The sequence below is a fragment of the Roseomonas alba genome (assembly GCF_019430885.1).
GTDB classification, from domain to species: Bacteria; Pseudomonadota; Alphaproteobacteria; order Acetobacterales; family Acetobacteraceae; genus Neoroseomonas; species Neoroseomonas alba.
In genome coordinates this window covers 325977-338964 of sequence record NZ_JAHYBZ010000006.1, presented here as the reverse complement: position 1 = coordinate 338964, position 12988 = coordinate 325977, and the positions used below count along the sequence as shown (strand labels likewise).

Genomic DNA, 12988 nt, shown 5'->3' with positions numbered 1-12988 from the left:
CAGGTTGAGGTTTCCAAAGGCCCTTCGGCCTTTGGCGGGGTGAGCCCGAGAGGGGCAGGGCCCCTCTCGGTTCCACAGCCCAGAAAGGGGCGCGGCCCCTACTTCTTCAGCGCCGCGAAGAACGGCGCGGGCTTCACGATGCGATTCTGCATCTTCACCAGAATCCCGCGCTTCGCGACCTCGGCGAGGTAGGCGCCCCATTCCGGATCGGCGGCCATGGCGGCGCGGCGCTTCTCGCGATCGGCCTGGTCCTCGTAGCCCCACATATGGACCACGGTGTTCAGCTCGCCCTCGATCGTCGTGTACCAGCCGACGCAGTTGCCGAGGTGCTTCTGCTGCAGGGGCCAGCCCATCTTCTCGTAGAGCTCGACGAACTCCGCGACGCGGTTGGGCAGGCAGGTGTAGATGCGCAGATCGACGATCATGGTGTGCTTCCTGTGTTCAAGGCGCGCGCAGCATGTCCCGCCGCGCGCGCCCGGGGAAGCTATTGCAGGGTCACCGGCACCAGGTCAGTGAACCAGGACTGGGCGGGGACGAAGCCCGTCACCCGCCGGCTCATCGCGCGCGGATTGAGGTCATGCACGATGAAGAGCCAGGGCGGGTTGTCCACCACCCGCTCATGCGCGCGGGCATAGGCGCGGGTGTAGGCGGCGGGGTCGCGGGCCTGTTCGAGCTCGCTGAAGGCGGCCTCGAACTGGTCGTCGCTGAAGCCGGGCCAGTTGAAGCCGTTGGGCGGCTGGAAGGCACGCAGGAAGTACCGCGCCATCACCGAGGCATCCGACGATGGCGAGGACGGGTTCAGCGACTGGATATTCGCCACGACCGGCGTGTTCCAGGCGCTGCGCGTGGCGGTCAGCAGGTTGGACCAGTCGGTGACCTCGAAATCGACTTCGACGCCGCAGGCCTCGCGGAGGTTCTGCTGGAGGAACTCGTTCATCGGCAGCGGCAGCATCTGACCCGACCCCGAGGTCGAGATCATGACCCGGAAGCGCAGCGGGCGCTGGGCGTTGAAGCCGGCCTCGGCCAGCAGCGCACGGCCGCGCGCCGGGTCGAGCCGGTAGCGGTTCTGCGGATTGCCGAAGGCGGGGTCGGAGGGCTTGAGCCAGCCGACGGATGGTTCCGCCGTGCCGTTCAGCAACTGCACCAGCCCTTCGCGATCGACGCAGTAGTTCAGCCCCTGGCGCACGCGCACATCCTTGAACGGCGTGTTGTCACCGTTCATCTGGAAGAACCACGGCCAGACATGCGGGTAGGAGCCGGTGCTGATGGTGAAGCCCGCCGCGCGCAGGGACGGGATGGCGTCGGGCGGCGGCACCTCGATCCAATCGACCTGGCCGGACCGCAGGGCGGCCAGGCGGGTGTTCGCCTCCGGCATCGGCAGCAGCAGGATGCGGTCGAGCCGCGCGCGCCGCGCCGTGTCCCAGTAATTGTCATTGCGCGACAGCTCCGCCGATTGCCGCGGCACGAAGCGCGACAGGCGGAAGGGCCCGGTGCCGGCGGGCGCATTGGCGACGCGCGCCCAGTCCCGTCCCGCGCTCTCCCACGCCTGGGGCGAGGCGATCAGGTGATAGACCACCATGTAGGGGAAGTAGGAGGCGACGCGGTTCGTCGTCAGCGCGACGGTGTAGTCGTCGATCTTGCGATAGGATTCGAGGATCGGCGTGCGCGCGCGGGTGATGCCCGATCCGGCGGGTTCGAATTGCGGGCTGTCGTTGCGGAAGAAGCGGTCGTAGTTCCAGATCACCGCATCGGCGTTGACCGGCGTGCCGTCATGGAAGGTCACGCCGCGGCGCAGGTGGAAGATCCATGTCTTGGGATCGTTCGGATCCTGCTCCCAGCGTTCCGCGAGGCCAGGACGCAGATCGGCGGGCTTCGAGGGATCGGACAGGTCCCACAGCACCATCGCCTCGAAGATCGGATAGCCGAGGAAGCGCATGCCCTCGAAGCCATTGTTCGGCATGCCGGTGGTGGTGGGCACGTCGGACGCTGTCATGGCGATGCGCAGGGTGCGCGGCTGCTGGGCATCGGCGGTGCCGGCTGCAGTGAACAGCGCAGCGCCCAGCACGGTGGCGGCAAGCCGCCGGAACTTGGTCATGCAACGATCTCCCCGTATCGGGGGCGCCGTGGTCCGGCGCCCCTGCGCGATTGTATGCAAGGAGTGGGCCGGGGGAGGGCGCGCGGATAGAGGGGCTCCGCCCCTCCAAACCACCTCGCCAGGGCTCTGCCCTGGACCCGCCAAAGGCCGAAAGGCCTTTGGAAACCTCAATTTGGCGCCGGGCGCCCCTGGCCGAGCGACATGCCGAGACGCGCTTTTGCGCACCGAGCGTGCTGGGAGGGGCAACACGGCGTTCCCGCCCGGGCCAGAGATCGGTTTGCAAAGGCCTTTCGGCCTTTGCCGGGGTGAGGTTCGGAGAGGAGTGAAGCCCCTCTCCGACGACCTTCCCACCCCAGGCTTCGCGCGAGAGGGGCAGCGCCCTTCTCGGTTCCGTCCCTTACTGCAGCGACACCCGCGTCAGGTCCTGGAACCACGACTGCGCGGAGACGAAGCCGCTGACCCGGCGGCTCATCGCCCGCGGGTTCAGGTCGTGCACGATCCACAGCCACGGCGCCCCATCCACCAGCCGCTCATTGGCCGTGCGGGTCAGCGCCAGGATGCGCTGCGGGTCGGTCGCGGTCTCCAGCTCGGCGAGCGCGGCATCGAACTGCGCGTCGCGCCAATGGCCGGAATTCGACCCGCGCGGCGAGAAGTTCGAGGACAGGAACCACCGCGCCATCTGCGACGGGTCCGAGGAGACCAGCGAGACATTCGCCGCATCCGCGCCCAGCCATTGCGGCTGATCCGGTGCCACGCGCTGGGAGCCGAGCAGCGTGTTCCACTCCACCACCTCGAAGGTGACGTCGACGCCGCAGTTTTCTTTCATCGACTGCTGCAGGAACTCGTTCATCGGCAGCGGCAGCATCTGGCCCGAACCCGACGGCGAGATCGCGATCTTGATCTTCAGCGGATTTTGCGCGGTGTAGCCGGCCTCGGCCAACAATGCGCGGCCGCGCGCGGCATCGAGCGTGTAGCGGTTCTGCGGGCTGCCGAAGCGCGGGTCGGAGGGGCGGAAGAAGCCGACCGCGGGTTCCGCCGTGTCGTTCAGCATCGTCACCAGGCCGGCGCGGTCGAAGCAGTAGTTCAGCGCCTGGCGCACGCGCTGGTCGGCGACCGGGCTGCCGTTGCGCCCGACGGCGAAGACCCAGGGCCACACATGCGGGTAGGAGTTGGTCACCACCTGGAACCCCGCCTGGCGCAAGGAGGGAATGGCATCCGGCGGCGGCACCTCGATCCAGTCGACCTGGCCCGAGCGCAGCGCCGCGAGGCGGGTCGTCGCTTCCGGCATGGGCAGCAGCACGATGCGCTCCAGCTTCGCGCGGCGCGCTTCATCCCAATACTCGGCGTTGCGCCCGAGTTCGGCCGACTGGCGTGGCACGAAGCGCGTCAGGCGGAAGGGACCCGTGCCCGCCGGCGGCAGCGCCGCGGTGCGCGCCCAGTCGCGCCCGCCCTGCTCGAAGGAATTGGGCGAGGTCATCAGGACCAGCGTCATCAGGTACGGCCAGTAGGAGACGGGCCGGGTGGTCTCGATCTCGACCGTGTACTCGTCGATCTTGCGATAGGCGGCGAGCACGGGAATGCGCCCGCGCGTGATGGCCGACCCGGTCGCGTCGAATTGCGGGCTGTCGTTGCGGAAGAAGCGGTCGAAGTTCCAGATCACCGCATCGGCGTTGAAGGCCGTGCCGTCATGGAACTTCACGCCCTGGCGAAGGCGGAAGCGCCACAGCTTCGGATTGGCGGCATCCTGCGTCCAGCTTTCGGCCAGGCCGTCGCGGATATCGGCGGGCACGTCGGCGCGCGTCAGGTTCCACTGCACCAGCGGCTCGAAGATCGGATAGCCGAGAAAGCGCATGCCCTCGTAGCCATTGTTCGGCATGCCCGAGGTGGTCGGCACGTCAGCCGCGGTCATGGCGATGCGCAGCGTGCCGGCCTGCTGCGCGACGGCGCCGGTTGCCCCCAAAGCAAGCAGTGCGGCGGCGGCAATGGCGCCACCGGCCAGACGATTCTTCAGTTTCATCATGCTCTCCCAGCCCGGAGCCGCCGTGGCACCAGGGTCGCGGCGGGGCTAGCAAGGATCGGGCCGCTTGTGGCGGTGGCGCTCAGGCCATGGAGAGGCATCGCCCTTCTGAGCCAGGCTGCCGGGCGTTTCCATCGGCGTTGCCGTGCAACGTCATCGGGGGGCCGGATGCCGGCATCCCGGACCGCACTCCATGGGAGCAGGCACGACAGACATGCTGCGCCCGGCGGGCTTCCTACCGTGCCAGCCTGTGCAGACTGTCGCGCAGGGCATCGGGGTCCCGCCGAGCCCCGGCGCGCAGGGCAAGGTGCCGGTCCCGTAGCGCCGCCAGTACGGCGCGACCGGCCGCAGGGTCCAGCATACGTGCCGGTTCCGCCGTCGCACGCCGCGCCGCAACGGCATCGAGCCCGAGCGCGACCCGCCGCGCCGCACCCTCCCGCAATCGCTGATCGGCGAGGGGCGAGATGGACCAGCCAAAGGACTCCGCGAGGCCGTCCAGTGCGGCGGCGCTGCCTACCCGCGCCACGCCGGCCCGGCGCAGCGCCGCGGCGACATCCGCGCCGTGGTCGGCCGCCACCTCGGCCAGCAGCGGACCGAGCATCGCCTTCTCGCGCTCGGCCGAACCGATCAGGCTGTCGAGCAGTGCGATCAGCGCGTCGTTTGGCTCCATCAGGCCGCGCGCCGCGCGCGCCCGGCTGATCGCGCCGCCAGCCAGGCGCGCGACACCGATGACGGTCTCGCCGCCCGGCAGGCTCTCGACCAGTTCGGATCCGTCCGTGGCGTGGCGCTCGATCAGGGTGCGTAGCGCCTCGGCATCCTCCATGGCGCGGTCGAGCAGCGCGTCGAACGCTTCCGGATCGCGCCCGGCGGCGACCTCGCCGAAGCCGCGGTAGCTCTCGCGCAGTCCTTCGAGGGCCTCGTGGTCCTGGGCCAGGATCGCCGACGCGGGGGCCAGCCGCGCATCGGCCGCCATCACACCGGGCTGTGCCCGCAGCGCGGCGACGCCGGTGCCGGCAGGGGCGGCGAGGGCCGCGCGGAGCAGCACCAGGTCCCGCGCCCGCTCGACCCGCTGCTGCGCCGCGGAAACATCTGCGGCCAGCCGGCCGGTCGCATGTTCGCCGTCCCGGGCAAGGCGCGCCGCTTCGATCGGGGAGACGCCGGCGCAGGCAGCCGGCAGGGCGGCGAGGGCGAGCGCCATCACCCGCCGTCCGACCATCGCGCCCCCTTGCCGTGGATCGTGGCTGTCGCTTGTCATATGCGGATCATGCCGCGTCGCAGGCAGGGCGCCAGGGTGACGTTGCCGGGCCAGCCTTCGCGTCCTGCGCGCAAACGCGTAGGATCGGTCACGATGAATGCCAGGACGATTCCGCCATGCGCCACCTCCTGCTGACGGCCATGCTCGCCGCCGCCGCGGCCTGCGCGCCCCAACAGCCGATCCCGATCACCTATGAGAATCAGGCGCCGACTCCGGCCTCGGACGGGACGCCGGAACAGCAGGCCTCCCGCCGCCTGAACCGCGCCATGAACCAGGAAACGCGCCAGGACCGGGCACAGGATTCCGACCCCTATGCCGGGTCCATGGCCGGGGCACCGACGCCTGCGAGCGACTTTGAGATCGGCGGCGGCAATCCCGACCCGGCGATGCCGAGCGGGCCGGGGATCGGGATTCCCTTCCAGTGACGCGGCCGGCCGGGGGCGCCCTGCGCCTTCGGCCGATATCTCCCGGCTGGCGCCGGCCTGGCCGGAGATGATGGCCGCGTGGCCGGCGCGGCCGTTCCCGATGCGCGACGCAGTATCGTTGTCGCCCGCTCCACACGCCTGAGTTGATCGATCATGGCGCAGCGGCCCGCATGGTGCGTGCCTGTCTGTAGCCGATTCATGATAATGATCCTAAATCGAAATGATTTGCGCCTGCCGGATGGAAAGCGCACAACAGGCGCGCAACCACCGGCAGAGGATCGGTGGCGCTCCCTGCACGGATCGGTTGCGGAAGGGAGAACGTCATGGCCAATAAGCAGGATACTCGGCGCTCGGTCATCGTGACCTTCAAGCCGAAGGACAAGCGGCCGGACGCGGGCACCGACAAGGTCGAGATCGTGCGCAGCGTCCTTCCGAAGGGCATGCAGACCCAGTTCTTCGCGGCGACGGACATGGTTTCGGGAACCTCCATTCCGCCCATGCCTGATGACCTCATCGGCTACGACGTGAACCAGTACGAGGCGCCGATCGTCACGGCGCAACTGACCCAGGCGGAAGTGGAGAAGCTCTCCAAGAACGGCAACGTCGCGGCGATCGAGGAGGACATGCCCTGCTACGCGATCGACGCCGACCAGTTCTCGCATCTGAAATTCGAGGACCAGCCCAGCGTGCAGGCCGAGACGGTGCCCGCCGGTGTCTCCCAGATCCGTTCCCGGGAAGCCTGGCCGTCCTCGCAGGGTGAGGGGGTGCGCGTGGCCGTGCTCGATACGGGCATCGATTTCCATCATCCGGACCTGGTCGCGAACTACCGCGGCGGGGTCAGCTTCGTGTCCGGCGCGGTGACGCCGATGGACGACCATGGCCACGGCACGCATTGCGCCGGCACCATCGCCGCGCCGATCAACGGCATTGGCGTGGTCGGCGTGGCGCCGAGTGCCTTCCTCTATGCGGTGAAGGTGCTGAACAGCGCGGGCAGCGGCGCCTTCAGCCAGATCATCTCAGGCATCGACTGGTGCATCCAGAACCGCATGCACATCATCAGCATGAGCCTGGGCGCCGGCGCGGCCCCAGCGGCGCTGGAGACGATCTGCAAGACCGCCTGGGCGCGGGGGCTGCTGATCGTCGCCGCGGCAGGCAACAGCGGGGCGCCATCCTCGCCATCGGGATCGACCGTCGGCTTCCCGGCGAAGTATCGCAACGTCATCGCCGTCTCGGCGGTCGATTCCGCCAATGCGCTCGCCCCCTTCTCGAGCCGCGGCCCGGAAGTGGACATCTGCGCGCCCGGGGTAACCGTGCTGTCGACGACGCGGGGCGGCGGCTATGGGAACATGAGCGGCACCAGCATGGCCTGCCCCCATGTCTCCGGCGCTGCGGCGGTGATCTGGGGCGCGCATCGCTTCGCGACGAATGAGCAGATCTGGAACCTGCTCGCCTTCCATGTGGACAATCTCGGCCCGCCCGGCTGGGACGCCAATTTCGGCTATGGGCGGGTGAATACCGACCGGGCCGCGATGGCCTTCGACCCGGCTCCGGTCGTGGCGAAGAAGGGCGTCTAGAGCATTTCCGGCGAACTTCCGTTCACCCGCAATGCTCCAGGTGTCTGTTTTTGCGAGCATCTTCACCTGTCCGGATGAGTTCATCCGGACAGGATCCGCTCAGGCAGCCTGGGACCGGCCCCGGTGGCGCTCGACGCCCGGGGGCCGGTCATTGGCGCAGGGGGCAACCATGCCCGTTGTCGAGACCTGTTCCCTGGTTCCCGGCCTGGCGATGCCGATCCCGGCCACGGGCCGGCTACGGGCCCAGGTGCCCGAGGACCATGGCACCGAGGAGCAATGCCTGCCCTTCGTGGCGGCGGCGGCGCTGGGGTTCCTGCTGCCGTCCCCCCCATTCGCTTCGGGCTGTGCCCGCCCCAGGCGATACCGCACGGTGCGCATGCTTTCCGCTCGCCCTTCGAGCGGCCCGGACCGGACGGCATCTGGCGCGATCCACGCGTTTTCTATGTGTGCGACCGGCCCGAAGCGCGCTTCCTGCTCAACGCCTATGAGATTCCGGCGTCACCGCCCTGGCCGGAGCTGCGCGAGCCGGGCCTCAGCTTCTTCGTCCGGGAGGACCAGGACGACCTATTCAAGGTCCACCTGCCCTATGTCTGGCGCACGCCGGCGGGGCTGGGGACGCTGTTCCTCCCGTCGCTGAGCCGGCCAGGGGTGCAGGTCGTCGCCGGGCTGGTCCAGGCCGAATGGTATGGCAACCCGGTCAACCTCGTGCCGTGCAAGCCCCCGATGGACCAGGCGCGGCATGTCGAGCCGGGGCAGCCCATCGCGCAGGTCGTGTTCCTGAACCGGGCGAACCGGCAATCGGAATTGCGGGTGGTGCCCGAAGGTGGCGCGGCGGCGCGGCGCTTCCACCACGGCCTGCATGCCTGGCACCGCGACAAGCTCGCGGATCGCAGTGCCTACAGGCGGCTCGCGCGCCGACAATCCCCCGGGGGCGGCTGACCGGTCCCGCCGCGGATCAGCGCCGGGGCAGGACGGTCGCGGTGCCGTCCGCCTCGATGGCGCTGACCTCCGCCGCCGCGGCGAGGCTGTCGATCTGCGCCCGCGTCACCGTCGCGGCGGCGCCGGGCAGGCTCTCATAGACCGCCGTCGGCGTGATGCCGAGGCGCTGCAGGACGCCGCGCCGCGTCGTCGCGTCCTCGGTCGAGAAGCGGATGATGACGCCGAAGCGCTGGGCGGGATCGGGCGCGGCGCCGAGTGCTTCTGCCAGGGCAGTGTCGATCTTCATGACGTTCCGGCTCCCTTGTTGCGCCACGCTTCCGGCCGGTGCGCCGAGCACGAGCGACATGGCCAGCAGCATGGCCAGACAGGAGGTGCCAGGACGTCCCGGACGGGCAAGCGACATGACACCTCAGCCTACGGCAAATCCGCCTGTCGGGGAATCGCCGAGGCGGCTCACGCCACCTCGGCCAGCCCTTCCGCCTGGCGGCGGAACAGCCCGGCATAGATGCCGCCTTCCCGCGCCAGCAGCGCGGCGTGGCTGCCTTCCTCCACGACGCGGCCGCGATCGAAGACCAGGATGCGGTCCATCGCGCGCACCGTGGACAGGCGATGCGCGATCACCAAGGCTGTGCGCCCCTCCAGCAGCGTCTCCATCGCATCCTGGATCAGCGCCTCGCTTTCGGAATCGAGCGAGGCGGTCGCCTCGTCCAGCACCAGGATCGGCGCATCGGCGAGGAAGGCACGGGCGAGGGCGATGCGCTGGCGCTCCCCGCCCGACAGCTTCACGCCGCGCTCGCCCACCAGCGTCGCGAGACCGCGCGGCAGCCGGGCGATGAAGCCATCGGCGTGCGCGAGGGTCGCGGCGCGCAGGATCTCCGCCTCGGTGGCGCCGGGGCGGCCATAGGCGATGTTCTCCGCGATCGAGCGGTGGAACAGCACGGGTTCTTGCGCGACGAGGGCGATGGCCTGCCGCAGGCTGTTCTGCGTCACATGACGGATGTCCTGCCCGTCGATGGTGATGCGGCCCTCGGTCGGGTCGTGCAGGCGCTGCAGCAGCTTCACCAGCGTCGACTTGCCCGAACCGGAATGCCCGACCAACCCGACGCGCTCGCCGCCGCGGATGCGGATGTCGAGGTCGCGATAGAGCGGCGTGACATGCCCGCCATAGCGGAAGCCGACGCGGTCGAAGTGGATCGCGCCCTTCTCCACGGCGAGGGGCACCGCATCCGGCGCATCGGCGATGGCCGGGCGCGTGGCTTCCAGCGCGACCGCGTCCTCCAGCTCGTTCACGCTGCGCTGGAGGTTGCTGATGTGGTAGCCGATGTCGCGCAGATAGCCCTGCACCACCAGGTACATGGTCAGCGCCGCGACCACGTCGCCGGCCGTCGCATGCCCCAGATTCCACAGCACCAGCGCGGCGCCGACCACGCCCGCACGCAGCACCAGCAGTGCGACATCCTGCGCGGCATTGGCCGCCGTGCCGCGCAGCCAGGCGCGCGCCGTGCGCTGCCGCCAGCGCGCCAGCAGCCCGCCGAGCAGCGCATCTTCGCGCGGTTCGGCGGCGAAGGACTTCACCACCGCATTGGCGCCGATGGAATCCGCGAGCGTCCCGCCCAGACGGCTGTCCCAGCGATTGGACAGGCGTGAGGCGGGCGCCACCCACAGCACGGACAGCAGCGCCGTCAGCGTGATGTGGCCCAGCGCGCCGATCAGCACGACCAGCCCCAGCCAGGGCGACACCGTCGCCAGCATCGCCGCGGCCGCGACCAGCACGGCGAGCGAGGGCAACAGCGCGATGAGCACCGTGTCGTTCAGCAGGTCGAGCGCCCACATCCCGCGCGAGATCTTGCGCACGGTCGATCCGGCAAAGGTTTCCGCATGCCAATCGGCCGACAGGCGCTGCACGCGCGCGAAGGTGTCCTGGGCGAGGCCTGTCATGTTGCCCAGCGTCAGCCGGATGACCGCGCGGATGGCGCCATAGCGCAGCACCGCCATGGCCGCGCCGAGGGCAACCATGCCGCCGAGCAGCCATAGCGTCGTCGCGAGCGCCCCTGGCGCGCCGGAGGCGACGGCATCGGTGAGCCGCCCGGCGAGCAGCGGCGTGGCGACGTCGCACAGCACGGCGGCGAGCATCAGCCCAGCGCTCAGCGGCGCGGCGGACCCCTCGCGCCGCCAGCGCGACAGGATGAAACGGAAGGCCACGCGGAAGGGTTCCGCGTGGACGGAGGAATCGGTGGACATGGTAACGGCACGGCCTGCGGCCGTGTCTCCCGGGATGTGCAGGAAAGGGGGCGCCGGCAAGGAGCCGGCGCGGGGCGTCAGGTCTGTGTCAGCCGACGCGCGGAGTGTCGGGCGGGCGATGGGACGTCATCCGGCACTCCTTTCCTTCAAGGGTTACGCAAGAACAGTCCGACTTATATGATGCGCTGCGGCAACGAGACAAGGCACCTTTCCGTGTGGGTGCCCGGCAAGGCGTGCGCCGGGTATCTTGGCGCGACGCTTTCGACCGCGAAGGATCGCCGATGCGCGCCACCTGTCTGATCGCCGCCCTGACGCTGCTGGCTGCCTGCGCCGAACGGGCGCCGCCACCGGCCGCCACCCCGGTGAGCGCGACGCCCAGCCCCGCCGGGCCGCAGCAGGGAACGATCGTGCGGCCCGACCGGTCGCAGCTCGCCGAGCCCCCGCCGCCGGAGGAACCCCGCTACGCCCCCTTCGATGTCGGCGGGGCGGGGCAGGGGCCGGTCATCCCCAACCAGGTCGCCCCGGCGTTCCGCGGGCTGTAAGGCTAGGCAGCGACCCGTTGCGGCTCGCGCCGGCCGCGCCCGGCCAGCACGGCGAGCAGCGCCTGCGACGCGGCCGCCTGGCAGGGTTCGATCACCGGGACGCCGCAGGCATCCTCGGCGAAGGCGCGGTGGCCGGCCATGCCGGCGCAGCCCAGCACCACGGCCTCCGCGCCCATGGCGACCAATTCGCGGGCGGCCTCGGCGAGGCGCGCGCGGGGTGCCACAGGATCCGTCAGCACCTCCATGTCGAGGTTCAGCGCCACGGTGCCCGCATGGCGGTCCTCGACGCCGAGCGCCTGCATGGCGCGGCGCTGGCGGGGCCGGGACTTTTCGGTGAAGCCGACGATGCCGAAGCGCTCGCCGCGCATCATCGCCGCCGCGATGCCGCAGCGCAGGGTGCCGAAGACGGGCTTGTCCGTCGCCGTGCGCACCGCCTCGATGCCCGGATCGGAGACGCAGGCGATGACATAGGCATCGGCCGGTTCGGACTCGACCATGCTGCAGAGCGGCTCGGCCACGGAATACCAGTCCCGCCAGGTGACGATGGCGGGCGGACCCTGTTCCAACCGCACGACATCGAGGTGCGGCAGCCCCGGTGCAGCGAAATGGGCCAGCGCGCCGGCGATTCCGTCGGTGCAGGACAGGCTGGAGTTCGGGTTGATCACCAGGATGCGTTCGGTCATGACCCATCCTCGCGCCGCTTGCCCCATGCATTCAAGCCCGCGCCGTGCTTGAAGCGGGGACGCGAAGCGTGCTTTATGTTGCGACGCACAATGAATGTCCTTGTGGCATTCGCTGACCGGCGCACCGCGCCCACCGAGGAGAGGCGCGCGAGCGCCCGCCGAAAGGAACGCCAATGCCCTGGGATACGGAGCCGCCGCGGCCCGAACCCGTCATCGCTTCCCCGCCGCTCCGCGAGGCCTTCCTCCGCGGCGCGAAAGGGCTCTGCCCGGCCTGTGGGCAGGGGAAGCTGTTCCAGGGCTACCTTCGGCTGGTTGATGAATGCTCGCATTGTCACACGGAACTCGGCCGCATCCGGGCCGATGATGCGCCGCCTTATTTCACCATCCTGATCGTCGGGCATGTGCTGGTGCCCTTCGTCTTCATGGCCGAACGCGCCTGGCACCCGCCCATGTGGGTGCACATGGCCATCTGGCCGGCGCTGTTCGGCGGGCTGAGCGCGCTGCTGCTGCGCCCGATCAAGGGGATGACGGTGGCCTGGATGATGCGGCTCGGCCTGACCGGGACCGAGCAAGGCGAACAGACCGCCGTGATGCCGCCACGCCGGACGCCGCGCGATGTCTGAACAGCGCCTAATCCGCGTGGAACTGCCGGAGGAGCCGCCGGCACCTTCCGCCTTCGCCGAGGCCGATCGCAGGCAGGCCATCGCCGACCTGCTCTCGGCCAATCATTTCGATCCACCGAACCTGCCGCCGGGCCCTTACGCGCTGGCCGTGATGGTGCGGGAGGGGCGGCTGGTGCTCGACATCCGCGATGTCGACAACCGGCCGCTGCATGTGCTGGCGCTGGCCCTCGGCCCGTTTCGCCGGCTGATCAAGGACTATCACCTGGTGGTCGAGGCGCATGAGCGCGCCGTCGCCGAAAGCGGCCCGGAAAGCCGCGTCCAGGCGATCGACATGGGGCGGCGCGGCCTGCACAACGAGGGGGCAGAATTGCTCCGACAGCGTCTCAAGGGCCGCGTGGACGTCGATTTCGAGACGGCGCGGCGGTTGTTCACCCTGGTCTGCGCGCTGCATCAGCGGATCTGACTTGGATTCCGGACGGGCGCCGAAGGGCGCTACCGCGCGGCCCAACGCCGACCGTAGTCAGGCCGGTCCCCCGAGGTTTCCGTCCGTCTCGGGATGCGCCGCGTTTTGGCCGCCATCACCGGGGACAAGCC

The 12988-nt window shown here is 69.9% G+C and carries 13 protein-coding genes; 6 read left to right on the top strand and 7 right to left on the bottom strand.

Features of this window, described 5'->3' with window-relative positions:
* Window positions 1–98: 98 nt before the first annotated feature.
* From KPL78_RS18435 to KPL78_RS18420, 4 genes are all read right to left on the bottom strand, one after another.
* Window positions 99–425 (bottom strand): NIPSNAP family protein, encoded by a 327-nt coding sequence (locus tag KPL78_RS18435; protein WP_219764441.1) that lies wholly within the window; start codon window positions 423–425, stop codon window positions 99–101.
* A 59-nt stretch (window positions 426–484) separates the two neighbouring features.
* Window positions 485–2095: an ABC transporter substrate-binding protein gene (locus KPL78_RS18430; protein ID WP_219764440.1), complete on the bottom strand. Its 1611-nt coding sequence runs from the start codon at window positions 2093–2095 to the stop codon at window positions 485–487.
* 397 nt (window positions 2096–2492) lie between these two features.
* Window positions 2493–4115 (bottom strand): ABC transporter substrate-binding protein, encoded by a 1623-nt coding sequence (locus KPL78_RS18425; RefSeq protein WP_219764439.1) that lies wholly within the window; start codon window positions 4113–4115, stop codon window positions 2493–2495.
* A gap of 232 nt (window positions 4116–4347) precedes the next feature.
* The gene (locus KPL78_RS18420) at window positions 4348–5367 is read right to left on the bottom strand and encodes a hypothetical protein (RefSeq protein WP_219764438.1); all 1020 of its coding nucleotides are present in this window, start codon (window positions 5365–5367) and stop codon (window positions 4348–4350) included.
* Between the two features lie 116 nt (window positions 5368–5483).
* Between KPL78_RS18420 and KPL78_RS18415 the strand changes: the two genes are divergently transcribed.
* The 3 genes from KPL78_RS18415 (at window position 5484) to KPL78_RS18405 (ending at window position 8305) form a co-directional block, all read left to right on the top strand.
* The gene (locus tag KPL78_RS18415; RefSeq protein WP_219764437.1) at window positions 5484–5792 is read left to right on the top strand and encodes a hypothetical protein; all 309 of its coding nucleotides are present in this window, start codon (window positions 5484–5486) and stop codon (window positions 5790–5792) included.
* 323 nt (window positions 5793–6115) lie between these two features.
* Window positions 6116–7366: a S8 family peptidase gene (locus KPL78_RS18410; protein ID WP_219764436.1), complete on the top strand. Its 1251-nt coding sequence runs from the start codon at window positions 6116–6118 to the stop codon at window positions 7364–7366.
* A 444-nt stretch (window positions 7367–7810) separates the two neighbouring features.
* Window positions 7811–8305 carry a hypothetical protein gene (locus KPL78_RS18405; protein ID WP_219764435.1) on the top strand — a complete coding sequence of 165 codons (495 nt, stop codon included), beginning with the start codon at window positions 7811–7813 and terminating at the stop codon, window positions 8303–8305.
* 16 nt (window positions 8306–8321) lie between these two features.
* On the opposite strand, the gene KPL78_RS18400 is transcribed toward KPL78_RS18405, so the two are convergent.
* Both KPL78_RS18400 and KPL78_RS18395 read right to left on the bottom strand, forming a co-directional pair.
* Entirely contained in the window at window positions 8322–8591 is a 270-nt protein-coding gene (locus KPL78_RS18400; protein WP_219764434.1) for a hypothetical protein, read from the bottom strand.
* A 167-nt stretch (window positions 8592–8758) separates the two neighbouring features.
* Window positions 8759–10546, bottom strand: coding sequence for an ABC transporter ATP-binding protein (locus KPL78_RS18395; RefSeq protein ID WP_219764433.1), 1788 nt, complete (start codon window positions 10544–10546; stop codon window positions 8759–8761).
* A 281-nt stretch (window positions 10547–10827) separates the two neighbouring features.
* Here KPL78_RS18395 and KPL78_RS18390 point away from each other — a divergent pair, with 281 nt between their 5' ends.
* A complete protein-coding gene (locus KPL78_RS18390) occupies window positions 10828–11088 on the top strand; it encodes a hypothetical protein (RefSeq protein ID WP_219764432.1) in 261 nt (86 codons plus the stop codon).
* 2 nt (window positions 11089–11090) lie between these two features.
* Here KPL78_RS18390 and KPL78_RS18385 read toward each other — a convergent pair whose 3' ends face one another.
* Window positions 11091–11771, bottom strand: a complete 681-nt coding sequence (locus tag KPL78_RS18385) for an aspartate/glutamate racemase family protein (protein ID WP_219764431.1) — start codon at window positions 11769–11771, stop codon at window positions 11091–11093.
* A 173-nt stretch (window positions 11772–11944) separates the two neighbouring features.
* On the opposite strand from KPL78_RS18385, the gene KPL78_RS18380 reads away from it, so the two are divergent.
* On the top strand, window positions 11945–12394 hold the full coding sequence (locus tag KPL78_RS18380; RefSeq protein WP_219764430.1) for a DUF983 domain-containing protein: 450 nt from the start codon (window positions 11945–11947) through the stop codon (window positions 12392–12394).
* Entirely contained in the window at window positions 12387–12857 is a 471-nt protein-coding gene (locus tag KPL78_RS18375; protein ID WP_219764429.1) for a UPF0262 family protein, read from the top strand. The genes KPL78_RS18380 and KPL78_RS18375 overlap by 8 nt, the downstream gene beginning before the upstream one ends.
* Window positions 12858–12988 lie beyond the last annotated feature (131 nt).

What these genes read in the sequence shown, in the direction of transcription:
- KPL78_RS18420 (WP_219764438.1), bottom strand. Translation starts at nt 5,367, where the DNA reads ATGACAAGCGACAGCCACGATCCACGGCAAGGGGGCGCGATGGTCGGA.
- KPL78_RS18390 (WP_219764432.1), top strand. Translation starts at nt 10,828, where the DNA reads ATGCGCGCCACCTGTCTGATCGCCGCCCTGACGCTGCTGGCTGCCTGC.
- KPL78_RS18415 (WP_219764437.1), top strand. Translation starts at nt 5,484, where the DNA reads ATGCGCCACCTCCTGCTGACGGCCATGCTCGCCGCCGCCGCGGCCTGC.
- KPL78_RS18410 (WP_219764436.1), top strand. Translation starts at nt 6,116, where the DNA reads ATGGCCAATAAGCAGGATACTCGGCGCTCGGTCATCGTGACCTTCAAG.
- KPL78_RS18375 (WP_219764429.1), top strand. Translation starts at nt 12,387, where the DNA reads ATGTCTGAACAGCGCCTAATCCGCGTGGAACTGCCGGAGGAGCCGCCG.
- KPL78_RS18385 (WP_219764431.1), bottom strand. Translation starts at nt 11,771, where the DNA reads ATGACCGAACGCATCCTGGTGATCAACCCGAACTCCAGCCTGTCCTGC.
- KPL78_RS18435 (WP_219764441.1), bottom strand. Translation starts at nt 425, where the DNA reads ATGATCGTCGATCTGCGCATCTACACCTGCCTGCCCAACCGCGTCGCG.
- KPL78_RS18400 (WP_219764434.1), bottom strand. Translation starts at nt 8,591, where the DNA reads ATGAAGATCGACACTGCCCTGGCAGAAGCACTCGGCGCCGCGCCCGAT.
- KPL78_RS18430 (WP_219764440.1), bottom strand. Translation starts at nt 2,095, where the DNA reads ATGACCAAGTTCCGGCGGCTTGCCGCCACCGTGCTGGGCGCTGCGCTG.
- KPL78_RS18380 (WP_219764430.1), top strand. Translation starts at nt 11,945, where the DNA reads ATGCCCTGGGATACGGAGCCGCCGCGGCCCGAACCCGTCATCGCTTCC.
- KPL78_RS18425 (WP_219764439.1), bottom strand. Translation starts at nt 4,115, where the DNA reads ATGATGAAACTGAAGAATCGTCTGGCCGGTGGCGCCATTGCCGCCGCC.
- KPL78_RS18395 (WP_219764433.1), bottom strand. Translation starts at nt 10,546, where the DNA reads ATGTCCACCGATTCCTCCGTCCACGCGGAACCCTTCCGCGTGGCCTTC.